The organism is Paenibacillus cookii (genome assembly GCF_018333375.1).
GTDB lineage: Bacteria > Bacillota > Bacilli > Paenibacillales > Paenibacillaceae > Paenibacillus_AQ > Paenibacillus_AQ cookii.
In genome coordinates, this window is sequence record NZ_BORW01000003.1 from 47,638 (window position 1) to 70,976 (window position 23,339).

Genomic DNA, 23,339 nt, shown 5'->3' on the forward strand with positions numbered 1-23,339 from the left:
CTGCACACCGGGTTCACGGACGGGGGTTTGGGTAAAACCCCTCGCCCATCGTCCTTTTTAGAGATATCTTTACTTGGCGAATTTGCTGTTCAATTCATCCAGCACCGGTTGAACGAGGGATTGCTTGCTTTGCACCCATTTCTTCCAGTTGGTTTCCAGATCGCCGCTTTGCAGAATCAGGTTGGCATACTCGTTTTGATATTCGAACGTTGCTTGGCTTTTTGCCTTGGAATCATACAGCTGTACGTCCCAATCGTAAGTCGCCAGCTTGCCGCCTTCTTTGCCGAGTTTCGCTTTTTCTTGGAAAAGCTGCACGGCACGGTCGCGGTATTCCTTTTTGATCGCCGGGTTCACGACGCTGAAGTCGTCGCCCAGGACATACAGGCCTTCAAAACGTGCAGGATATTTGTCTTCGAGCGTCGTTCCTTCCGGAAGCAGGCTCACCAGCTCGTTTTTGTCGTCGTATTTCCAGTCTTTGCCCTCGAAGCCCATGTTGACGAGCAATTGTCCTTCTTTGCTTGTCGAGTAATCGAGGATGTCCATGATGCGTTCAAACTTCTCTTGGCTGATGTTCGGCGAGAAGATCAGGGACGACCAGAAATTAACCTGCTCCAGGTTGCGGTATTTGCCGTCATCGCCGAGAACGATGGCCGTGTGGACCAGATCGTCGCTGCTGACGCCCAGGTTTTTCTGCATGTTTTTGTCCAGATCTTGTCTGTACGATGCCAGGCCGCCGAGGGACATGATGCCGGCTACGCCTTTGACTCTGAAGTTGTCGGTGCCTTCGTTGTTTTTCCATGTGTAAAACTCAGGATTCAGCAGGCCTTCTTTATACGCCTTTTGCATCAGCTTCAGGCCGGTCAACGTTTCCGGATCCGCCGGACCCCAATGGAATTTGCCGTCTTCGCCTCTGTAGAATGCGGATTCCACGCGGGAGTGTTCGCTGTTGGCCATGATGATGTTCGTCAGGGCATCGTCCGCGTTATAAGACATCGGAACCAGCTTGGAGCCCAGTTTCCCCGGATCCTTCTCTTTGATCAGCTCGGCATAATGGATCAGCTCGCTTGTCGTGTATGCGTCCTTCAACTCGAATCCGACGGCTTTCGCCCAGTCCTTGCGCAGCGCGATGACGCCGATTTGGTTCACGAGCGGGTCGGCCGGTTTGTTTTGGTAGTAGACCGGTTTCGGCAGGATGTACGTGCCGCCCGTCAGCTCTTCCAGTTTGTCGCCAAGGCCCGTCAGCTTGTAGGCTGCGGCTACGTTCGGCCAGCGTTCCTTCCAGTCATCCGGAAATTTGTACAAAAGTCCTTGGTCCACGTAATTCATGAAATCGCCGTGCACGTAGTTCCAGCTTGCCACGTCAGGCAGGTCGCCGGAGTTGATCCACAGGCGGAGTTTTTCCGGCCAGGAATCCCATTGCACGTAGTTGTAATCCCACTCGACGTTGAACTTGTCCATCCAATATTTGTGGAATTCGTTGTCCAGCACGCCGTCCTTCACTTCGGTCGTCTGCGCGACGGAGATTTTCAGCTTGTCCTTGTAGTTGCCGTCCGCGTCTTTTTCGTTGCCGCCGGATGATGCCGAGTCTTTCGAGCAGGCAGTGACCGTCACCATAACCGCCGACAGCGCGACGGCCAGGAGAGGTTTAAGCAGCTTTTTGGTGTTCATGTTTTTCCCCCACTTTGATCAGATTTTTGCAGTTCAGGCTTTTGCAAAATTCGATTCCGGCCGCTCCAGAGTACAATATATGGAGGAATGAAACCGTTTCGCTCTATATATTGCTGATAGGAAGTGCTCTTTTTGAACTTTTGCAAAATCCTCAGTTAAAAATCTATTGTGTAATCAGGTCTTGATAGCCCCTGTCAACACCCCTTTGGCGAAGTGCTTTTGCAGCATCGGGAAGAAGCACATAATCGGCACCATCGATACGAAAACCGAAGCCATCTTCATTCCCGTGGAAAAACCGGATTTGTTCAGGGCGTCCACGCTGGACGCGTTCGAAACGTTTGTCGAGGATTCGACGATGATCGTTCTTAGGACGTTTTGCAGCGGCAGCATCTCCGCCTTTCGCAGGAAAATCATCGCGTCGTACCATCCGTTCCAGAAGGCGACGCCGTAGAACAGCGTAATCGTTGCCATGATCGGCGCGGCCAGCGGCAGCACGATGGAGAACAGGATCTTCCATTCCCCGGCTCCGTCGAGTCTGGCGGATTCCATCAGCGATTCCGGGAGGCCTTGGAAATAGTTCATCATCAGGATCATGTTGAAGGCGCTGAAGCTCCCCACCAGGATGACGGACCACAAGGTACCGGTCAGGTGAAGCGACTTCATGACCAGGTAAAGCGGTACGATGCCGCCGTTGAAAATCATGGTGAACAGGACCAGGAAAAAGATCAGCTTTTTGCCCGGAAACTTGTCCCGGCTAAGGCCGTAGGCCATCGTGCTTGTCAGGAACAAGCTGAGCGGCAGCCCGACGACGAGAATTTTGATCGTATTCCAGAAGCCCGTCAAAATCCTTCCGTCATTCAACAACGCCTTATAAGCGTCCAGCGTCGGATGCTTCGGAAACAGCATCATCGGGTTATCGGCGTATTCTTTTTGCGAAGCGAACGAAATCGCGATCACGTTGATGAACGGGATGAGGATCATCAAGGACAAAATGATCAGGACGACCAGCAGCGCATAGTCGAGAAAGGTCATTTTGCCGATCCGGTATTTATGCCGTTTTGCGGTAGCGGTACTCATCTGTTATTCACTCCTTTCCTAGCGGAACAAGCCGTCTCCGCCCATCATTTTTGCCACTCGGTCGGCGGCCAGCAACAGGATCATGTTCACCAGGGAACGGAACAAGCTGACGGCGGTCGAGAACGAGAAGTCCGTCGAGGACTGGAACGTAATGCGGTAAATGTATACGTCGAGCACCTGGGACACGTTTTGCGTGGCTGCGTTCGCCAAGTTGAAGATCTGGTCGAAGCCCGCGGACATCAAACCGCCCACGTTAAGAATGAACATGACGGTAACGGTCGGAAGAATGTTCGGCAGCGTAATTTTGAAAATTTGCTGCATCCGCGAAGCGCCGTCGATTTGGGCCGATTCGTACTGGTCCTGGTCGATGCCGGAAATAGCCGCCAGGAAGATGATCGCGCCCCAGCCGGTCGACTTCCAGATGTCGGTTAGAATCAGCATCGGCAGGAACATTTTTTCCGAACCCAGGAAGTTGATCGTCGGCAGCCCCATCAGCTGCAGCGCGCTGTTCAGCAATCCGTCATAGGACAGCACGTTGATGACGATCCCGGAAACGATGATCCAGGACAAAAACTGCGGAAACGTAAATACCGTTTGGAACAGCTTTTTGGTTTTGCGCATCCGCAGCTCGTTCAGCAGCAGCGCAAGAAGGATCGGGAACGGGAACGTGATGACCAGCTTGATGATGTTGACGTACAGCGTTCTCCACACGGCCTGCGCGAAGGTTGGATCGCGGAAGACGTATTTGAAGTTTTCGAAGCCGACCCAAGGGCTTCCCCAAATGCCCTCGTTGGCCTTGTAGTGCTTGAACGCCAGCGACAGGCCGCCCATCGGCAGGTAAGCGAACAAAATCAACCAAACCAGGCCGGGAATCAGCAGGGTATAGGTCATTCGGTGCTTCCAGATTTCCTTGTACCAAGGAGTCGCGGAACGCGCTCGTAATTTTTTGTCAGGCCCTAAGGCTGCGGGTTTCAATTTGCATCGCCTCACTCTACTTATTTCTTTTCGTTGAACAGGAAGTCGAAAGCCGTTTTCAGGTGCCTTTCCCAGAAAAGCCAATCATGGGCTCCCGGGCCTTCCACGTACGCGAATTCGAACGGCGTGTTCCGCATGTAATCGGCGAACTCCCGGTTCATCCCGATAAAAGGATCTTCGGTTCCGCAGCAGCAAAGGACCGAAGGGAGCGGCCCGCCTTCATCGATACGTTTCGCAGCCAGCGCGTACAAGTCCTGGTCCGGCTTGACCTGAAGGTCCGGTCCGAATACCGCCTGCATCTCCTTCGCCATCCCCGCTTCCATGTTCGGATCGCGGAGTCGCTTTTGGATATCGGTAACGCCGGATAAGGATACCGCTTTCGCATACCGGTCCGGATAGGTCAGGGCGCATTTCAAAGCACCGTACCCGCCCATCGACAAGCCGGCCACGTAGGTTTTCCCGGGATCCTCGTTCAGCCGGAGCAGCCGGCCGCAAAGGTCCGGAAGCTCCTGCGTCACGTAGCGGAAATACTCGAGACCGTATTCCATGTCCGTGTAGTAGCTTCGGTTGGCTTCCGGCATGATGACCGTGCAGCCGTATTTGGCCGCATACAGCTCGATCGTCGTCAGGCGGTGCCATGTACTGGCGTTGTCTCCGGCCCCGTGAAGAAGATAAAGCGTGCTGCTTGCCGGAACGCCGGCATCGACGGGCGAGATGACATGAATGTTGGTGGTCATCCGCAAGGCAGGCGAGCCGGTATCCATCGTTATATGCGCCATATGTAACCCCTTTCAATCGCGTCGTTTTATAACATACAGTTGCAAAATCGGCTTTATTGTCTTTCGTCTTTGATTAAACTTGCAAAATTCGACAAAAATCTCGGACGGCTTGGCGAAACGTTTCTTTTATGCTCAAACCTCTCCCACAAACGTCCAAATAATGCCTATTTCCCTGTAATGTTCGACCTTAGAGCCTCTGGCAATCCATCATTCCAGATATTTCATATAGACCGTTTTTTGGTTTGTAAGCGATTCATTCGAATCGTTTCGATAACATCATAATCCTCTTGTCACCTCATGTCAACTATCTTTTTCTAAAACCTCTTTCCATGACATGGAATGTTCATCATTCTACTAAAACGATCCATTTCTGGTCTTGATTTCAGCAGGAAAGCGATTGCCGAGGGAAGTTGACAGGGGCATTCTCTTGTAATAAATTCTAGTTTAAAAGAATATCATGGAAACGTTTCTATGAAGAAGAAAGAAGGCTTAACATGTCCATATCGTTATCCGGTTTCGTGGATCGCATATCGAGCCAACGTTTAAACGTGCTTTCGGCGCGCGTGCTTCAACATGGAGCGCCTGCCGCGGCATGGGACTTGACCCGGGATGAGCGCCGGCTGCAGCATTCGGTGAGCAAATCCTTTACATGCATGGCCGTCGGGCTCGCGATTGCCGAAGGCAAGCTGTCCCTTGACACGAAGCTGAAAGATTTTTTTCCGCAGCATGCCGGAGGGCATGTTGGCGCGCCCCCGGACATGCAGCCCGGGGAACTGACGCTTTACAATCTGCTTCGGATGTCTTCGGGCCATGATTCGCCCCCGCTGTGGGCCGAAGAAAGAGCGTCCCTCCAGGAAAAGGATTGGGTGAAATATTATATGTCCTTGCCGCTGGACAGGCCTCAAGGGGAAAAATTCACGTACAGCAGCGGCGACACGTTCGTGGTCTCCGCCCTGGTGCAAGCCGCTGTCGGCGAAACCGTCAAAGATTATTTGACGCCCCGCCTGTTCGAGCCGCTTTGCATAAAGGACGTCAGTTGGGAGACTTCCCCGCTTGGCGTAACGCTCGGATGCGCGGGACTTTCCATCAGCAACGAGGAGCTCAGCCGGTTCGGGCAGCTTCTTTTGCAAAAAGGGATGTGGGAAGGCAAGCAGCTGGTGCCCGCGGAATGGATCGAATTTGCGACCCGCAAGCAGATCGACAACGAGGGCAGCCCGGATTGGAGCCAGGGTTACGGCTGCCAGTTCTGGATGTGCAGGCATGACGCTTACCGTGCCGACGGCGCGCACGGGCAGCTGTGCGTGGTCATCCCCGGCAAAAACGCCGTGATCGCGGTCAACAGCGAGGAAGACGACATTCAAGGGATTCTTGATGCGGTTTGGGCGGAGATTTTGCCGCAGCTGTAATGGAAAAACGAGAATTTTGCAGCGGATTGCAAAGGAGCCAGCCGGATTTTCGGCTGGCTCCTTTGCGGATGCGGCAATAGATAAGCGGGATATGGTATAATATGGGACGTACATACACGCCTTGAGTGGGCGCACCCTCCCGAAAGGGGGTGGTGCGATGAACATTTCGTTCGGTGAAGTGCTTACCTTCGGATTATTCCTGTTGGCTTTGCTGATTTACATCGATAAACGAAAGTAACCCACTCCTGAGGTTCGCGCCTAAGTGGGTTACTTCACGTATCATTGACATGATCTGGAGGGGAATCCCGCTCAAGATGTTTGTACAAGGGGCAGCCTGGGCCGGCTGCTCCTCGCTTATTGTTATCTTAGCATATGGGGAATTATACCTCAAGGAATAGGAACCGCTGCTTCGAGTTGGCACCCGTCCCAGGTCGGGATACACCCCTCCGGGCTGACTGCGAAGCTTATGCTCCCGATGTTGATGCTTCGACGAACCCTGTTGGGTTCTCATCCCTTTATAAATTAAAAAACCACTCTCACGAGTGGCTTTGTACGTCCCAGGAGGGATTCGAACCCCCGACCGACGGCTTAGAAGGCCGTTGCTCTATCCTGCTGAGCTACTGGGACTTGTTATGTAATAGAAAAGCGATGCGTTTATTATTATAGCGCATTTTCCGGAAAATTCAAAGGGAAATTTTTAAAAATGAATCATCGCCATCTTCGCGGGGTAATATGATAACAGCAAACCCACGTCAAAGGAGTTTTTGCAATGCGTCAATTGCTGTCGGCCTTATCGTATTTCAGCATCTTTTTCGCACCGTTTCTCCTCCCCCTGATCATCTGGATCGCATGCAGGGAAGATTCGTATGTCGCCATGCATTCGAAACGGGCGCTGATCTCGCACATCCTTCCTTTCGTCGCGGCCTTACCGCTGCTTTTTCTTACGTTCGGCGCGGAGCATTTAGGCTCGGTGCTTGGATATATCATTTTGTTCATCATCATCTACTTCGGAACGTTCATCTACAACATCGTCAAAGGCATTCAAGTCCTTCGCGAATACGCGTAGCCGAAAAATCCCTTCCATTATATGTAACATTATCCAACCCAAAAACCTCCGATCGCCCGGAGGTTTTTGCGTTTTCAGGGGTACCTACTTATTGCCAAATCGTCTTGGGTTTTGCGGAACAGCCAAATTTCTGTCGTTTTTACTCAGGACTTCGTCAGCAAATTCAGTCTGGTGGGCATACTTGTTGCCTTTCGTCTTTTTGTACGTCGTTGCCACTTTCGCTCACCCCCCTAAGCATAGTATGGGATGCGATGCAAGCCGCTATGACCTTCAATATCTGGCTCGCCTTACAGCTCTTCTTGGGCAAGCGGCAGCGAAAAGAACCGTTCCATCCCGCGACATCATCCCGCTTCTTGTGACAAGTTCTGGCGGCGACCTGCGCCCGGACAGACATTTTATGCCCTTCTTCGGCATATAACTGTATCACTTTCAGAAAATGAGGAATTTGCAAAAGAAAGGATGATCCGTCATGTGCGGAATAACCGGTTTTATTGAATGGAGCGGCGATTTGACGCAGCATTCGCAGACTCTCGTAAAAATGACGGAAACCTTGACACCAAGGGGACCGGATGCCTCGGGAACCTGGATTTCGGGCCCCTGCGCCTTCGGGCATCGGAGGCTCAGCGTCATCGATCCGGAAAACGGGGCACAGCCCATGCTTGTATACGATGATGAGGATTTATACAACATTGTATATAACGGGGAATTGTACAACGCTGCCGAGCTCAAGCAGGAACTGCGAAAAAGAGGACATCACTTCCGGACGAATTGCGACACGGAAGTTCTTTTGGTCTCCTACATCGAATGGGGGCCTGCTTGCGTCGACAAGTTTAACGGCATTTTTGCTTTTGCCATCTGGGACAGCGTGCGGGAACAGGTCTTCATGGCCCGCGACCGGCTGGGCGTCAAGCCCTTTTTCTACAGCCTGATCGGCGGCACCTTCATCTTCGGCTCCGAACCCAAAGCGCTGCTTCAGCATCCCAAAGTCGAACCGGTCGTCGGGCCGGAAGGTTTGGCGGAAATTTTCATCATCGGACCGGCGCGTACGCCGGGGCAAGGCGTATACCGCGACATCCAGGAGCTGCGCGCGGGGCACGCGATGATATTCAGCCGCCAAGGCTTACGCACGTATCCGTACTGGAAGCTGGACAGTTACCGGCACGAAGAAGATACCGAAACGACCGCCGCGCGGCTGCGCGAGCTCCTTCAAGATACGCTGGAGCGGCAGCTTGTCTCCGACGTGCCGGTATGCACGCTGCTTTCCGGCGGCCTCGATTCCAGCGCGCTGACGGCGCTTGCCGTGCAGTATTACAACCGGACGGGGCAAGGACGGATGGATACCTATTCGGTGGACTACGTCGGCAACGACAAACATTTCAAATCCCACGCCTTTCAGCCGGGAGCCGATGCTCCGTGGATTCAGCGCATGGTTGAAGAGCTCGGTACAAGGCATCATTTCATCGAATTCGACACGCCGGAGCTGATCGAGTCGCTGAACAACTCCACCTTGACGCGGGATTTGCCCGGCATGGCGGACGTGGACGGTTCCCTGTACCTGTTTTGCCGGGAAATCAAAAAAGGCGCCACCGTCGCCGTCTCCGGGGAAGCCGCGGACGAAATTTTCGGCGGATACCCGTGGTTTCACCGCGATGACATGCTGAATTCGGGCACTTTTCCGTGGGCCGTCGCCTCCGACATGCGCGCAAGCCTGCTTTCCCCCGAAATCCGCGAGTGGACGCGGCCGCTCGAATACCTCGGAGACCGTTACGCCGAAGCCGTGCGGGAAGTGCCCAGGCTGCGCGGCGAAACCGGCAAACAGGCGCAAATGCGCGTGATGTCCTATTTGAACATTACCCGCTTCATGCCGACGCTGCTTGACCGCAAAGACCGCATGAGCATGGGGGTTGGCTTGGAGGTCCGCGTACCGTATTGCGACCACCGGCTGGTTCAATATGTGTGGAATATCCCGTGGGACATGAAAATGACCGGAGGCCGCGAAAAAGGCATTTTGCGCAAAGCGCTGGAAGGCGTTCTGCCGGAAGACGTGCTGTACCGCAAAAAAAGCCCATACCCGAAAACCCATAACCCCGATTTCCTGGCCGCCGTCAAACAGCAGGTGCTCGACATTCTCGACGACCCGTCATCGCCGATCCTTCCCCTCATCGACCGGAATAAAATCCGCGAAATCGCCGCTTCCCCCGAAGCGTCAACGCATTTGCCCTGGTTCGGCCAGCTGATGTCCGGCCCGCAATTGTTCGCTTATTTGGCCCAAGTCAACCATTGGCTGAAAACCTATCATGTATCGATCAAATAAATAACGCCGACGCCACCAGGCTTCATTCGACCATCGTATCCGTTTGGGATCGGAGGTTACGCCTCCATGGCAATCCATGCAAAAAAAGCCCGTTCGCCGGAACGGGCTTTTTTGCCGTTTTGCCGTTTCTAAGATGTGAAAGTGACTTGCATAGGAAAGAAAAGCTTTAACCGATAACCCCTTTGGACAAAATCAAATTGCCGTAAAGCGCCTTTTCCCCGGTGGCCACCACCGCATAAGCCTTTTTGGCGCGTTCGTAAAATTCGAAACGTTCGATTTCAGCAAATTCGATGCCCTGTTCGACCCGATCCACCAGTCCCCGGTACACGTCCCACACGGGGGTTTCCACCGGATCGCCGGGGGTCACCTGCATCAGCATGACCGGATGGGTCAAATAGCGGTTCAGCGGAAAAAGCTCAAGCGTCGCCGCCAGCAGCTCGGGAATGCCGTGCCCGTCCGCGCGGACCAGGCGTTTGGCCGTCGAGACGGCGGGAAAATTCGCGTCCGCAAACACAATTTCGTCGCCGTGTCCCATCTCGCATAAAACTTTCAGCAGCTCGGGGGAAAGCAGCGGGGATATCCCTTTCAGCATGAGGAAGCCTCCTTTATGTCCTTCACATCACATCCCCTACTAATTACGACGTCGAACCGGGCAATCCTCCCCGGATGGAACAATATTGCCGGCGGTATTTCAGCGGGGACATGCCCGTCACTTCCTTGAATACCCTTCCGAAATGCGTCAGGCTCTCGAAACCGACCTGGCCGGCCACCGCCGCCACTTTGTCGTTCCCCGTCATCAGCAGCCCCTTCGCTTCCTTGATGCGCACATGGTTCACGTATTCGGTAAAGGTATATCCCGTGCTTTGGCGGAACGTTTTGCAAAAATAAGACGGACTGATGCCGTAACGCCGCGCCATGTCCGCGATCGTCAGCTTGTCCTGATAATGGCGGTTGATATAATCGACGATCTCGAACGTTTTATTGCGGACGGAATGGACCAGCGGCTGCTCCCCGGATACGGCGTTCGTTTTTCGGCGGATGAGCAGCAGCAGCTGATACAGCAGCGTCTTCAAGCAGGACTCGTATCCTTCGGGCTTTTCCGTAAATTCACGGATCATGTGGTCAAAAAGACGTTCAACCAGCCCCCGCTCCTGCACGGAAAGCTTAATGAACGGCAGTCCGCGGCTAAAAACCGACATGACGTCGACGGGCATTCCTCCCGCAAACAGATCATCCAAAAACTCCTTTTTGAACTCCAGCGTTACCCGCTCGAAGCTTGCCCCGCCGGCATTCACCAGTTTATGAATCTCGTTCATATCGATGACGAACAGCGCGCCGCTGACGGCCTGATAGGCCCGATCGCCGATGAAATAACAGATGTCGCCGGAAACCAGGTAAAAAATTTCGTATCCGTTATGGTAATGCCGGGACGGCATGCTGGAGCGCTTTTTCCGTTCCCTGTCGATGTAAAACCGCGAAGCTTCGTAAAATTCCATGTCGGCCGCTGCCCCCCTTTCCCGCGTCGATGACAAGATATGTAGAAAAAACCTAATCAAGGCGAAGATTTGTAATGAAAATGATCGTATCATGCGCTATGGTAGGTGGCAAGACGAACAAACCCAGGAACGGAGGTATCATCATGAAATTCGACCTTCATACGCATCACGCCCGGTGCGGACATGCCCATGGGCATATTCGCGATTACATCGCGGCTGCCGTCGGCAACGGTTTATCCTGCATCGGCATCTCGGACCATACGCCGTTTTTCGCCGAAAAGGAAGATCACCCTGCCCCGGAAGCATCCATGGCAACATCGGAGTTTCCCGCATACGTTCGCGAAGTGCTGGAGCTGAAACGGGAATTTGCCGGGCAAATCGAGGTGCTTCTCGGCGTAGAAGCCGACTTTATTCCCGGCTCGGTGGACGTATACCGGAAGGTGCTGAACGATTATTCCCTGGATTACATCATCGGCTCCGTCCATGATTTCGCCGGGGTCAGCCTGTACGATGCCGAACATTGGGAGTGGCTGACGGAAGCGGGCAAGCTTGAACTGAAAAACAGCTACTACGACTACATCTCCCGCTCAGCCCAAACGGGATTGTACGATATTTTGGGACATGTGGACGCCTTGAACCGGTACTTCCCGGGGTATTCCAACCTGTATACGGAAGCCGCCGAACACACGCTGCGCACCATCGCCGCCCACGACGTCGCCATGGAGATCAATTCGTCGGACGACCTGTGGGTTCCGGGCCCCGACCTGCTGGAACGGGCGTTTTATTACGGCGTCAAAGTCACCTTCGGTTCCGACGCCCATGAACCGGCGCGCGTCGGCGAACATTTTGAAGCCGTCGCCCGGCAGCTCTACGACATCGGTTACCGGGAATGGGCCGTGTTCAAAAAACGCAAGCGCATCATGCTGCCGTTGGAACGGTAAGCGAAAACCGAAAAGGCGTGCCCCTGCGGCACGCCTTGCCCATTCCAGCCGTATTAAATGCGCACGTCGGCCACGACCGGATAATGGTCCGACGGCATTTTCCCGTTCCGATGATCCGCGATCGCCCCGTAATTCAACACGCGCACCGGGCCGGCTACGAAAATAAAATCGATCGGGCTTTCAAATTCGATCCCATGTTCAGCCAGCGGCTGCAAAAACTTGGGAAACATGCGGGCGGCCACTTCCCTGGAATCGAACCCCTGAAACGTAAACGCAGGCCCGAAATGCCGATAATCCGCCTCTTTGCTTGCATCCCGCAGCATAGCCGGTTCCGTCTGCCCCTGGCCGGTGAGGACGCGGTATGGCACCGAATCGGAAGTCACGTTGAAGTCGCCCGTCAGCACGGCCGGCCGATCCGCCGCCAGCTCCTTGATCCGGTCCACGATCAAATGGGCGCTTCGTTCGACGGCCACCTTGCCGATATGGTCAAAGTGGGTATTCAAATGCAGGAAGGTCTTGCCGCTATAACCATCCTGAAATTCAGCCCATGTCACGATCCTTCTGCAAGCGGCGTCCCAGCCAAGCGAACCCGGTTCCTCCGGACGCTCCGACAGCCAGAAGGTATCCTGGCGCAGCGGCTTGAGCCTTTGTTTGCGATAAAAGATGCAGGAAAACTCGCCGTCTTTGTCGCCGTCCTCCCTGCCTACGCCAATCCAGCCGTATTCGGGCAGCAGCGCCTGCAAATCCTCCAGCTGTTCGTACAGCACCTCCTGCATGCCCACCAGATCCGGCCGGTGAAAACGGATGATCCCCGCCACCAGCTCCTTGCGGCTGCCCCATACGTTTTCGCCTTCCCTATCGTACGCGTTTTTGATGTTATAGGACATGCAGCGCAGGTCAAGTTCCAGGTTCGCTTTCTCTGCAGACATTCCCCTCACTCCAATCGATGTCAATTTTTGATTCCAATCTTCCCCATCATAGGGACATTAGCTTTTGGCGTCAACCAGCCGGAAACGTTCGCATACGAGCGGAATGTCGTCCGAGAATGCCAAACCAAGCCGGTTCAGCTCTTTCGTAAAAAATTGTTCATGGACCTCCCGCCAGTACCGGTAAGACCGATCCCCTTCGCCTTCCGCCACGGCAAAATCCTCCGGAACTTCGTTCATCGGCATCACGTTGACTTCGACCGTTTGGATGATGGCGACGGGCAGATCCTTGGCATTCAAAATAATGCTGTAATCGCCGACCGCGGGAAGCGGCTCCCCTTCGGCTTCATAACAGGCGAGCGCGGAACAGGTTGCCGTTTTGATCCCGTCGACGACCAGCCGGGCCAGCTGATCCGGGTCGGCCCCGAACGGCCAGGCGCTTACCGATTCCGGTTTTTCCCCGCCCCGCTTGTCCCAATATTCATTCCAATACGCTTGCGCTTCTTCGTTCATGCTTCTTAAACCTCCCCTGCTTTGAAAAAGCTCTTGTAACCCAATCAAATCATATCTTGCCGGCCATGTCCATGCGAAAAAAACCACGGCAGCCGCATATCCGGCTCGCCGTGGTTCATTGTGTGCTAAAGCTTATATGACGCCGACTTAAACCTTCGATTCCCGCTCCTGCAGCATGCCGATCAATTTCCGCAAAGCGGCCCCCCGGTGGCTGATTGCCTGCTTTTCCTCCACGGAAAGCTCAGCCATCGTTTTTTCGTATTCCGGCAGGTAAAAAAGCGGGTCATACCCGAATCCGCCGCATCCGGCAGGCTCGTCCGTAATCCAGCCGTTGACGTCCCCGCTCGCTTCGAGGTGGGCGCCGGTTGCCGGGTCGTACAGGACGAGGGTACAGACGAAACGTGCCGTGCTGAGCAGCGGCTGCTGCGTATCGTCGCCCATTTTTTTCTCCTCCAACATCCGCAGCAGCTTTTCGTTATTTTCCTGATCCGTCGCATGTTCCCCGGCAAAACGCGCCGAATAGACGCCCGGGCGCCCGTCCAGCTCGTCCACGCACAGGCCGGAGTCGTCCGCGAGTACCGGCAGGCCCAGCGCGTCCCCGACCGTCTTCGCTTTTTTCAGCGCGTTGTCGGCAAAGGTTTCGCCGTCCTCCACGACCTCCGGCAGCTCCGGATAGTCGAACATGCTTTGGACTTTTTTGCCGAGTTTCGCGAAAGCATGCTCAAATTCCTTGACCTTCCCCTGGTTCCGGGTCGCGACGATAATCAGATCTTGATCCAGCTTCATTCCTAAACCTCTCTTCCCGATTGGCCCGAGCCAATCATGAGGGCGATCGGTCCAAGCGCTTCCTTTTGTTTCTCGATCAACTGCAATATCCCCCGTTCCCCAAGCTCCAGCAGCTGGTTAAGCTCCTGGCGGGTGAACGGGCTTTCCTCGCCGGTCCCCTGCAGCTCGACAAAAGCGCCGCCGCCCGTCATCACGATGTTCATGTCCACCTTGGCCGTCGAGTCTTCCTCATAATTCAGATCCAACATCGGCTCGCCGTTGACGATGCCGACGCTGACCGAAGCCAAAAAATCCGTAATCGGAAACGCCGGCAGCCTGTGCTGCTCCGCGATCTTGCTTACGGCGATGGCCAGCGCCACGAAGGAGCCGGTGATGGAAGTCGTCCGGGTGCCGCCGTCGGCCTGAATCACGTCGCAATCCAGCGTAATGGTCCGCTCGCCGAGCGCGCGAAGATCAACGACGGAGCGAAGGGCCCGGCCGATCAGCCGCTGAATTTCCATCGTCCGGCCGGTGAGCTTGCCGCGGGCGCTTTCCCGCTGGTTCCGGGATTGCGTCGCGCGGGGGAGCATCGAATATTCCGCCGTTACCCAGCCTTTGCCTTGTCCCTTCAAAAACGGGGGCACCTTCTCGTCTACCGTTGCGGTACATAATACTTTCGTGTCTCCCATTTCGATGAACACGGAGCCTTCGGCGTACTTGTTCACGTTTACTGTTAAATTCATCGGCCTCAGCTGGCTTTCGCCGCGTCCGTTTGATCTCATGTTTTCTGCCTCCTACATTTGCGCGTCCTGTGATATAGAACGGGCTGAAGACGGCTTTTCGGCCGTTTTTCAGCCCATCTATACGATAGCAAGTTTTATTTTATCAAAGTGTCGGCATAAAAGCACCCCGGAAAGGCGCTTACAGCGGAATCTCATTGATGTACTCGGGTTTGGAAACGGGCTTGCTGTAATCCCGGGTATCGCTGATGCCTGTAATGCGGGTCTGTCCGTTCATGTCGATTTTGACCTTGGCGTTGTTGGCGTTTTCGGACACGGTCAGCACGACGGATTGGAGCAGCTCATCCGGAATCGGATCCTCTTTTTCGAACATGTCGTCCTTCAGCGAAACGGTCACCGTGCCGTCTTTTTCAGTTTTCACCGAATCCACGGAAGTGCCTTGCGTCATGACCATCTCGAGGCCGTCGTTTTGCTGCGGGCCGGCAATCAGCTCATGCAGCGCCGCGCTTACCTTGTCTTGCCCGGGCTGCACGAGCCGCGTGACGGGGACGTAATAAGAATAGGTGCCGTCCGGCGTAATGGTCGAAAAATAGACCGTCACCGGCGTCGAATTCGTCAGGCTGGCGCCGTCGGATTTTTGCAGATTGATGCCGAAGCTCCGCGTGAGCGGCTGATTGAGTGGCGTTTTGTTCTGCGGCATTTCCGTCAACCGCTGGCCTTCGACCCACAGCTCCACTTTTTGCACGCCCGGGAATCCGGTTGCCGTCCAAACGACGGCCTCCAATATTTTGCGCTCATCCTGCGGATTATATTGGTTAAACGCGCCGTTGAATTCCACGACCGCCGTTTTCTGCTCCTTGTCCACCGACAATTGCGTAATCTCCGTCCCTTTCGGCAGGATGCCCGCAAATCCCTTAGGCACGTATTTGGAATAGGCTCCTCCCGAGACAAGCGCCGTAAGCGCCTGCTTCAGGCCGTCCTGGTCTTTGGCTTCGGGAATCCCGAGCGACACGGGGGCGAGCAGCCCTTTATCGTTGGCCAAATATACCGTCGTTTTGGGACCGGTTTGCTCCCCGTTGTTCGTCGAGGCCGGGCCGTTCGCCATGTTCAGCATTTGCTGCTCGATGTCGACCGGCGGCTTGTCGATGTCCATGGAAGATTGTGAACCAAAGAGGCTGCATCCGGACAACAACACAGGTACAGCCAGCAATCCGGCAACCGAAATGCCGCGAATTTTTTTAGCCTTCGTCATATTGATGGTTCCTCCTAATCATTTTGTACAGTTTGTACTACCATGTATACGAGCCCCTGCCGCAAAAAATAACAGCCGGTCCAAATAAAAATCCGCGGCAAAACGGGGCCTTCCTCTAAGGATTTGCGAGTGCCCCGACAAAGGCCGGAAAAGTATAAAAAAAGCCCGGGACCGAATACATAATTGGTTAAAACTGGACAAACCCTAGGGGAGGGACGTACAATCGAACTATTACGATGAGCATATTGCGGGGGGATAAGATGAGTGATCCGAACAACGAAAAAATGCCTTACAGCCTGAACAGCCGGAAGGTAGCCAGCGCTACCCGGGAATGGCTGCATAAAAGGGGCGTCAAAGTGGAAGAAATCGCGGAGCTTGTTATGCTCCTGCAAAACAAATATTACCCTGATCTGACGATGCAGGAATGCTTGGACAACGTGGAAAAGGTTCTTGCCAAACGCGAGGTGCAAAACGCGGTGCTGACCGGCATCCAGCTGGACGTGCTCGCCGAAGAAGGCAAGCTGATTTCCCCGCTGCAGGAAATGCTGGTCAATGACGAAGGTTTGTACGGAGTGGACGAAATATTGGCATTTTCCATCGTTAACGTGTACGGCAGCATCGGTTTCACCAACTACGGTTACATCGACAAACTGAAGCCGGGCATCCTGGAACGTTTGAACGACAAAAGCACCGGCGAAACGAACACGTTCCTGGATGACATCGTCGGCGCGATTGCCGCGGCGGCAAGCAGCCGGATCGCGCACCGGAAACAGGCCGAACGCGAACGCCAAAACGGAGAGCCCGAACCGGAGCTTCCCGAGGATTAAAACCAAGCCGGCGCTGCCGGAGCGAACGAGAAAGAGCCGTCCCGAAAGGTCTTGGACCCCGGGGCGGCTCCTTTCGATGCATGGATCACGCAAGGCGGAAATAGACCCTGCCGCCTTCGCACGTCCATGATTCGATCCGTCCTCTGCGTTCAAGCTCCCGGGCATGCGCCAACGTTTCGCACATCGCAAAACGCATCTGGTGAATGCCGAGCTTCGTGCCAAACAACGAAACGCAAAGCCCGAACCCCGTGGCGGGAGCTTCCTCCAGCAGACGCTCCATCTTGGCAAGCCTCTCTTCATGATGCAGCAGCAGCGCCTCCAACCGCTCTTCGAAATGCGTAAAAGGGTTGCGGTGCCCCGGGTAAGCGGTTGAGACCTCCAATGTTTTCAGCTTCAACAGCCCTCGCATAAACGATTGAAGCGGCTCCGGATCGCTGCCCGGCATCAGGCTGACGTTGGGGGAAATTTGCGGCAGAACGGCATCCCCGCAAAGAAGATGGCCGGTCTCCGGGTGGTAAAAGGAAAGATGCCCCGGAGCATGGCCCGCCGTTTCCATCGGCAGCCACCGGCGCCCGCCCATGGCCAAAGGCCGATTTGCATCGATAAAAGCGACCTCCGGTATCGGGGTAACCTGCGGGATAAATCCGTTCAGATGGGCTTCCAGCTGGCCGGCCCATTCTTCCGGCATGCCGTGGCCGCGGAACAGCGCCGGCAAATCCCGGTTCATCGTCGAACCCGGTCCCCACATCAGCTGCGCCTCCCGGTAAGAACGTTCCGACATCCATACCCGGCAACCGGACTGCTCCTGCAGCCACCCGGCACAGCCGAGATGATCCGGATGGTGATGCGTCAGCACGATTTGCCGGATGTCGGCCGGCCCGATCCCCAGCTCCGCAAAGGCTTTTTTCCATTCTTCCTCGTTCCCGGGGGTCCGCGGCCCCGGATCGACGATCGTCACCCCATCAGGTCCGGGCAACAAATAACTGTTTACCCATCGCAGCGGAAAGGACATCGTTATTTTGACTTGAATGATTCCGTTTAAATGATCCGTTATCTCCGGCATGTTCACTTTGGATTAAACCTCTTTCCACGCTTGCTTGGAGCTTTGCGGGCGGTGTCCGACGAAGATCATCCGCTCGGATGTTCGCTCCTCGTAGCCTTCGTCTTCGTCGTATCCGCCATGGACTTCGTCCACGGCCAGACCGGCATCCGCGAGCATTTGCTTCATCTGCTCCAGCGTATACAGCTTGACGCGTTCGTGGTACTGGCGCTGTTCGCCATCCCCTTGCAGGGGAGTAATCGTGATGTCTTTGATGACGAAATCGCGTTCGATGCGGCGTTTTTCGACGATCCGCTGCCCCTCCGCCTCCCGCCGTGATTCCGGCACCAGATGGGAGCGGACATACGGGGAATTCATAAAATCAATGATGAACCGGCCTCCGGGCTTCAGCATCCGGTAAATTTCCCGCAGCACTTTCAGCTGCTCCCCGTCCTCGCGGAAGTAGCCGAAGGACGTAAACAAATTCAGCACCGCGTCAAAGCCTCCGTCAAGCGGAAGGCTGCGCATATCGGCCTGATGCCACTCGACGCGCCCGCGGTCGTCGGATTTCCGCGCTTCGCGGAGCAGCACGTCCGACAGGTCGACGCCGCTCACGCGGTAGCCGCTGTCCGCCAAAGCAAGCGCATGGCGGCCGGTTCCGCAGCATAAATCAAGCACCCGGGCGCCTGAAGGCAAATTCAGCCAGGAGATCATTTTTTTGACCTCCCGGGCCGCGCCCTCCGCATCCCGGTGTTTATAAACGAGCAGATAGTCTTCTCCGAAACTTTTTTCGTACCAGTCTTTGATCATGGCGGCCTCCTGAGACGATAGCGGTTTATGTATTACTTAACCGCGGTTGATCCTATTGTACCCAGGCGGCCGGATCTTCAAAAAATGGCTCCCGCTTGCATCCTACCATTCAGCTTAATGCATCTACCCGATCTTGCCAAGGCGAAAAAGGCTCGTTCTGCTGGCCGTTCGAGGCGTAACATCGGGCGACAAAAAACGTTATAGATACATATCAATGAAATTGCGGAGGGATATTTATTCGAACGAAAAAATATTGGCTGCCCCTTTTGATTTTTTGCGTGCTTCTGTTTGCCGGATGCGCCGACCGCAATACATGGAACGGACCGCTTTACGAAGGAAAGCCCTTAACCATCGGCGTCATCGGAGAAGCGCCTGAGGTGAGGGAAACAAACGTCTCTTTTGTGCCTTTAGGGCTGGAGGAGATGGCCAAAAATCCGGAGAAGCTGTCATCGCGGTTCGACGCCGTCTTTATTACGAAGGATTATTTTCGCGAGGCGTATGCCCCGCAGTATAAGAAAGCATATCAAGAAGCAGGCCTCCCCTTTATCTTCATTCAGATCGACAAACTGCTTCCGATGTACATGGAAGAGGACGTATCTTACGATGACGCTCCAAGCGCAAACGACCTTCGGTTTGCCGCCGGCAATTACCGATCGCCAACAGGAGAAGAGACGCAGGTGCTATTCGCCTTTATAACGACACCGAAAACGAAACGAATATCAAAAGCGCGTACTCCAAAATTTTTAAAACGATCGAATCCAAAAGCATTTGGGAGTAATCCCTTCCAAAGCACAAAACGCCCGGATCCCTCCGGGCGTTTTGACTTAAGCTCTCTATTCGTTGTTACCCCTGCGTGCCGGCCGTTTCCAGCTTTTGCTTGCGCATGCTCGAAAGTTTTTTGCCCCAGGTTAGAGACAACACGAGGCTCAGCACCAAAATGACGGCCCCGAAGGAATACGGCAGATTCATGTGAACGTCGAACAAAATGCCGGCGAGCGCCGGCCCAAAAATATTGCCAAGGCTCATGTAGGCGTTGTTCATCCCCATGACGAATCCCTGCTCCTCAGGCCCGGCCATTTTGGACAAAGCGGTGTTGATCGCCGGTCTCATGATGGACGTAAACGTGAAGAAGATGAGGATCAGCAGCATGTTGTACCAGAAATTGCCCGAAAGCAGCATCAATACCATCATCAATGCCGACACCAGGAAGGACACGTTGATCAGCTTGTTTTCGCCGAAACGAAGCAGCAGCTTGTTGATCACCGCGCCTTGAATGACGACGCCGACGAGCGATCCGACCGTGATGATGACGGAAATTTCCTTCGTGGTATACGCATATTTGTTGTCGACGTACAGGCTGAAGACCGCCTCAAAATTGACGAGACCGAAGGTCAGCGTAAATACGAGAATCAAGTAGATAAAATACGGCGCCTTCACGGAAGCGACCAGTTGTTTCAAGATGCTTTCGCGTTTTTGCTGCGACGCTTTGGCTGCCTGACGGCGTTCCGCCGACAGCGTTTCTTTCAGCATGAAAAAAGACAGGACGGTGGCGACCGCCGCCACGAGAGCCGAAATGTAAAACGGCGCGCGCAGGCCGAGATCCGCCAAAAAACCGCCGATGCCCGGGCCGATCACGAAGCCGAGCGACATCGCTGCCCCAAGCAGCCCCAAACCTTTGCCGCGCGTCTCCTCCGTCGTGCTGTCCGCGACGTAAGCCATCATGGCCGGAATCATCATCGCGGCGCCGATGCCGCCCAAAAAGCGGGATGCGTAAAGCATCCACATGACGTTGGCGACGGCAAACATAAATTGGGAGACCGTAAACAAGCCCAAACCCAATACGATCATCAGCTTGCGGCCGTATTTGTCGGCCCATTCGCCGGCCAGCGGCGAAAACAGAAACTGCGTGAGTCCCGAGGCGGCGATCAAATATCCCGCGGCCGTTCCCCCGGCGTGGAAATCCTCCAGCAGTTTGGGCAAAATCGGAATGACCAGCCCGATGCCCAGCATGGCTATAAACATATTAATCATCAGTACGTACAACGACCTGTTTATTTTTGAACCGGATGACATGAAGTATAGTTCTCCTTTTCCTCGTTACGGATTTTTCTTTCTACATCCTTGCATCTCTAATCTAAATAACGTTTGATGCCGGGCAGCGCGGCCAAGCGGCCGGCAAGCTCCGTCAGCGCCCCGACCTGCAGCAGGTTATGCAGCATCCCCTGCACGATAATGCGCCGCGGCGAGGAGCTTTTCAGCTCATGGTCGAGCATCAGGATCGAATTGCGGATATCCTGTTCTTTTTTTCCCGATTCCCCTAGGCAATCGGCTTTGCGGTACAACCGGCAAATCAGGTTTTCCACATTGTCCGTCTCGGGCTCCGGCATTTCGCACAGCAAATATTCGGGGTAGTTATGCACGCCAAGGATCGGTTTGACGCCGTTATCGCCCATCAACCCTTCCGCCATATATCCCAGCAGCTTCAATATATAACGGGACAGCTCGGTAATGTCGATCGCCACGTTTTCCAAAATGATCAGCACGCTGAACTGCTCCAGCAGAGCGAACATCGAAAAGACCAATTCCACCGCATACGGCTCGATCTCCGGCCCGTACACCCGTTTGAACATCTGCTCGAAGTGCCGGATCATCCGCGCGCGCATCGCGCCCGACGCTTTCACGACCTCTTCGGTATACGCATTCGGGTTTTCCGTGATCAGCATCCGGATCAAATCCCGGTTCGCCAAGGATTCGCGAAGCTGCAGCTCGATCTGCTGTCTCAGGCTGTCAGCCGAATCGCCGTGTTCCCGGTTCATGCTGGCCTGAAGTTTGACGTAAAGCCGGTCGTTGATCATATGGAAAATGGACAGCAATAGCTGGTCTTTCGATTTGTAGTGCTGGTACAGCGTCGCTTTGGACATGCCGCAACCCTCGGCGATATCCTGCATGGTTGAACCGTTGAATCCCTTCCGGGCGAAAATATGGATGGCTGCATCCATAATCTCCTGTTTACGGTCAATGGACATGGCTTGATTTCACTTCCTCTTGGTTTCTTGCCACCCTCGAAAAAACTATACGGTTTTGCAACTGAACGATATAGTTTTATCGAGATTTTAACCGTTCGCTTCCTCCCCGTCAAGAGAAAGTTTTCAATTTCGACAAGGGTTAAAAGCGACCCGATTTCTGGCAGAAAATAGCGGAAAATAATCCGTTTGCGGCCACACCTTCCGACAAACGTTTTGAGAGACAAATGATATATTGAAAGTGCACTTACGATTCAAGTGTATAAAATGGAGGGATTAATCAATGGAAAACTTTGAACAAGAACTGCTGCTGTCCGACGAAGAAGTAGAGTCTCAAATCGAAGACGTCGAGGAAGACGACGAAGAAGAGGAAGAAGAATCCGAAATCGAATTCGATTCCGACGATGAGGACGAAGATTCCGAAGAAGATTCCGAGGAAGACGAAGACCAGTAACCCTAATGCCAATCCCTTCAACCAGAACGGCAGAACTTATCAAACCAACCTGTTCAGCCATGAACAGGTTTTTTCACGGAAAAATTCCGATAAGGGATCTTGGCCACGGCCCTTTGCGGGTGCATTGCGCGGGAGCCCGGGCACTTGAAAGAGGCGCCCGTCCCGCCGATGGGACAAGCGCCTGCCATGATTCAATCTTGATTATTTGCTGAGCGTTTCGGTCAAAACCGGCACGATTTGCGATTTGCGGGATACGACGCCTTTCAGCACGGCCGTATTGTTTTCCAGCTTCACGTTGTACGCCGTTTCCACGGCGGAAGCGGCTTTGCCGAGCGCCAGGGCGACGGAGTCGTTGTTCAGGATGTCGGTGACGACAAAGACGAACAGATCGAGGCCTTTTTGGGCGATGATGCCGTTCAGGGCGTCTTCCAGCTCGGCTTGGCGGCCAAGGACATCGTTCGTGTCCACGACGTTCACCTGAGCGATTTCCACCTTGTGGCTGCCCATTTGGAATTCTTTCGCATCGAGGGAGATGAGTTCGGCAATCGTTTTGCTGCTCATGTCCGCACCGGCTTTCAGCATGTCAAGGCCGTATTCTTCCAGTTTGACGCCGGCGATGTCGGCAAGCTCGCGGGCAGCAGCCACGTCTTCGTCCGTGCAGGTCGGCGATTTCAGCAGGAGCGTATCGGATATGATCGCCGATACCATCAGTCCCGCGATTTCTTTCGGAACCGCGACATTTTTTTCCTTGAACAGCTTGTTCAGGATGGTGGCCGTGCAGCCGACAGGCTCCGCGCGGTAATAAAGCGGATGGCTTGTCTCGAAGTTCGCGATGCGGTGGTGGTCGATGACTTCCGTCACGCGTACTTGGTCGATGTCGTCGGCGCTTTGCTGGCGTTCGTTATGGTCGACGAGAATGACTTCGCCGGCTTCGCCCGCCACTTTATCCACAAGGCGCGGAGCTTCGACCTTGAACGTATCCAGCGCGTACTGGGTTTCGCCGTTCACATTGCCCAAACGCACGGCTTCCGTGTCGAATCCGAGCTGGTTTTTCAAATAGGAGTAAACAATCGCTGAAGTAATCGTGTCCGTATCCGGATTTTTATGTCCGAAAATCAAAGTTTTGGCCATGAGTTTCATTGCTCCTTATTGATTATTGATGTAATAAAGCACAGACATTCCAGAAATGTCTTCGTTTCTACATTCGATTATAGCGGTAATTCGTTAATATTCCAATTCCTTTACAGAGATTTATTTCAAATCGGCGG

General features: G+C 54.2%; 22 protein-coding genes and 1 tRNA gene. 6 read left to right on the forward strand and 17 right to left on the reverse strand.

All coding sequences use genetic code 11. From position 1 onward, the window contains the following. Nucleotides 1-69 precede the first annotated feature (69 nt). The 4 genes from KI367_RS04830 to KI367_RS04845 form a co-directional block, all read right to left on the reverse strand. Nucleotides 70-1,668, reverse strand: a complete 1,599-nt coding sequence (locus KI367_RS04830; RefSeq protein WP_036713575.1) for a type 2 periplasmic-binding domain-containing protein — start codon at nt 1,666-1,668, stop codon at nt 70-72. A gap of 174 nt (nt 1,669-1,842) precedes the next feature. Beyond that, the gene (locus KI367_RS04835) at nt 1,843-2,745 is read right to left on the reverse strand and encodes a carbohydrate ABC transporter permease (protein ID WP_212948027.1); all 903 of its coding nucleotides are present in this window, start codon (nt 2,743-2,745) and stop codon (nt 1,843-1,845) included. 18 nt (nt 2,746-2,763) lie between these two features. Beyond that, on the reverse strand, nt 2,764-3,720 hold the full coding sequence (locus KI367_RS04840; RefSeq protein WP_036713572.1) for an ABC transporter permease: 957 nt from the start codon (nt 3,718-3,720) through the stop codon (nt 2,764-2,766). 20 nt (nt 3,721-3,740) lie between these two features. Beyond that, on the reverse strand, nt 3,741-4,499 hold the full coding sequence (locus tag KI367_RS04845; protein WP_036713570.1) for an alpha/beta hydrolase: 759 nt from the start codon (nt 4,497-4,499) through the stop codon (nt 3,741-3,743). Nucleotides 4,500-4,993: 494 nt separating this feature from the next. Between KI367_RS04845 and KI367_RS04850 the strand changes: the two genes are divergently transcribed. Beyond that, complete coding sequence (locus KI367_RS04850; protein ID WP_036713568.1) at nt 4,994-5,905, forward strand: serine hydrolase domain-containing protein; 912 nt, start codon at nt 4,994-4,996, stop codon at nt 5,903-5,905. Nucleotides 5,906-6,458: 553 nt separating this feature from the next. On the opposite strand, the gene KI367_RS04855 is transcribed toward KI367_RS04850, so the two are convergent. After that, a tRNA-Arg gene (locus tag KI367_RS04855) sits at nt 6,459-6,532 on the reverse strand. Between the two features lie 142 nt (nt 6,533-6,674). On the opposite strand from KI367_RS04855, the gene KI367_RS04860 reads away from it, so the two are divergent. Continuing rightward, the gene (locus tag KI367_RS04860; protein ID WP_036713566.1) at nt 6,675-6,971 is read left to right on the forward strand and encodes a magnetosome magnetite crystal formation protein family; all 297 of its coding nucleotides are present in this window, start codon (nt 6,675-6,677) and stop codon (nt 6,969-6,971) included. Nucleotides 6,972-7,440: 469 nt separating this feature from the next. Beyond that, complete coding sequence (gene asnB / locus KI367_RS04865; RefSeq protein ID WP_212948031.1) at nt 7,441-9,285, forward strand: asparagine synthase (glutamine-hydrolyzing); 1,845 nt, start codon at nt 7,441-7,443, stop codon at nt 9,283-9,285. A 166-nt stretch (nt 9,286-9,451) separates the two neighbouring features. On the opposite strand, the gene fucU is transcribed toward asnB, so the two are convergent. Both fucU and KI367_RS04875 read right to left on the reverse strand, forming a co-directional pair. Further along, on the reverse strand, nt 9,452-9,877 hold the full coding sequence (gene fucU / locus KI367_RS04870) for an L-fucose mutarotase (RefSeq protein ID WP_036713563.1): 426 nt from the start codon (nt 9,875-9,877) through the stop codon (nt 9,452-9,454). Nucleotides 9,878-9,920: 43 nt separating this feature from the next. Next, nucleotides 9,921-10,781 (reverse strand): AraC family transcriptional regulator, encoded by an 861-nt coding sequence (locus KI367_RS04875; RefSeq protein ID WP_052147253.1) that lies wholly within the window; start codon nt 10,779-10,781, stop codon nt 9,921-9,923. Between the two features lie 143 nt (nt 10,782-10,924). Between KI367_RS04875 and KI367_RS04880 the strand changes: the two genes are divergently transcribed. Beyond that, on the forward strand, nt 10,925-11,722 hold the full coding sequence (locus KI367_RS04880; RefSeq protein ID WP_212948033.1) for a histidinol-phosphatase: 798 nt from the start codon (nt 10,925-10,927) through the stop codon (nt 11,720-11,722). A gap of 53 nt (nt 11,723-11,775) precedes the next feature. Here the strand turns inward: KI367_RS04880 and KI367_RS04885 are convergent, their stop codons facing one another. The 5 genes from KI367_RS04885 to KI367_RS04905 all read right to left on the reverse strand — a co-directional run bounded on the left by KI367_RS04885 (nt 11,776) and on the right by KI367_RS04905 (nt 15,918). Beyond that, nucleotides 11,776-12,651, reverse strand: a complete 876-nt coding sequence (locus KI367_RS04885; RefSeq protein WP_036713560.1) for an endonuclease/exonuclease/phosphatase family protein — start codon at nt 12,649-12,651, stop codon at nt 11,776-11,778. 57 nt (nt 12,652-12,708) lie between these two features. Beyond that, a complete protein-coding gene (locus tag KI367_RS04890; protein WP_212948034.1) occupies nt 12,709-13,161 on the reverse strand; it encodes an ASCH domain-containing protein in 453 nt (150 codons plus the stop codon). A 147-nt stretch (nt 13,162-13,308) separates the two neighbouring features. Beyond that, entirely contained in the window at nt 13,309-13,947 is a 639-nt protein-coding gene (locus KI367_RS04895; protein ID WP_212948036.1) for an XTP/dITP diphosphatase, read from the reverse strand. A 2-nt stretch (nt 13,948-13,949) separates the two neighbouring features. Beyond that, nucleotides 13,950-14,708 carry a ribonuclease PH gene (rph, locus tag KI367_RS04900; protein WP_036713558.1) on the reverse strand — a complete coding sequence of 253 codons (759 nt, stop codon included), beginning with the start codon at nt 14,706-14,708 and terminating at the stop codon, nt 13,950-13,952. 139 nt (nt 14,709-14,847) lie between these two features. Then, complete coding sequence (locus KI367_RS04905) at nt 14,848-15,918, reverse strand: GerMN domain-containing protein (protein WP_036713557.1); 1,071 nt, start codon at nt 15,916-15,918, stop codon at nt 14,848-14,850. 260 nt (nt 15,919-16,178) lie between these two features. Here KI367_RS04905 and KI367_RS04910 point away from each other — a divergent pair, with 260 nt between their 5' ends. Continuing rightward, nucleotides 16,179-16,745: a phosphatidylglycerophosphatase A family protein gene (locus tag KI367_RS04910; RefSeq protein WP_212948038.1), complete on the forward strand. Its 567-nt coding sequence runs from the start codon at nt 16,179-16,181 to the stop codon at nt 16,743-16,745. Between the two features lie 85 nt (nt 16,746-16,830). On the opposite strand, the gene KI367_RS04915 is transcribed toward KI367_RS04910, so the two are convergent. From KI367_RS04915 to KI367_RS04930, 4 genes are all read right to left on the reverse strand, one after another. Beyond that, complete coding sequence (locus KI367_RS04915) at nt 16,831-17,814, reverse strand: MBL fold metallo-hydrolase (protein ID WP_373316204.1); 984 nt, start codon at nt 17,812-17,814, stop codon at nt 16,831-16,833. A 6-nt stretch (nt 17,815-17,820) separates the two neighbouring features. Then, nucleotides 17,821-18,591 carry a class I SAM-dependent methyltransferase gene (locus tag KI367_RS04920; RefSeq protein ID WP_036713592.1) on the reverse strand — a complete coding sequence of 257 codons (771 nt, stop codon included), beginning with the start codon at nt 18,589-18,591 and terminating at the stop codon, nt 17,821-17,823. Nucleotides 18,592-19,437: 846 nt separating this feature from the next. After that, nucleotides 19,438-20,667 (reverse strand): MFS transporter, encoded by a 1,230-nt coding sequence (locus KI367_RS04925; protein ID WP_036713555.1) that lies wholly within the window; start codon nt 20,665-20,667, stop codon nt 19,438-19,440. Between the two features lie 56 nt (nt 20,668-20,723). Then, nucleotides 20,724-21,620, reverse strand: coding sequence for a TetR/AcrR family transcriptional regulator (locus KI367_RS04930; protein ID WP_212948040.1), 897 nt, complete (start codon nt 21,618-21,620; stop codon nt 20,724-20,726). A 280-nt stretch (nt 21,621-21,900) separates the two neighbouring features. Here KI367_RS04930 and KI367_RS04935 point away from each other — a divergent pair, with 280 nt between their 5' ends. Further along, nucleotides 21,901-22,071: a hypothetical protein gene (locus tag KI367_RS04935; protein WP_197070033.1), complete on the forward strand. Its 171-nt coding sequence runs from the start codon at nt 21,901-21,903 to the stop codon at nt 22,069-22,071. Nucleotides 22,072-22,272: 201 nt separating this feature from the next. Here the strand turns inward: KI367_RS04935 and KI367_RS04940 are convergent, their stop codons facing one another. After that, the gene (locus tag KI367_RS04940) at nt 22,273-23,202 is read right to left on the reverse strand and encodes a manganese-dependent inorganic pyrophosphatase (RefSeq protein ID WP_212948042.1); all 930 of its coding nucleotides are present in this window, start codon (nt 23,200-23,202) and stop codon (nt 22,273-22,275) included. Nucleotides 23,203-23,339: the final 137 nt, after the last annotated feature.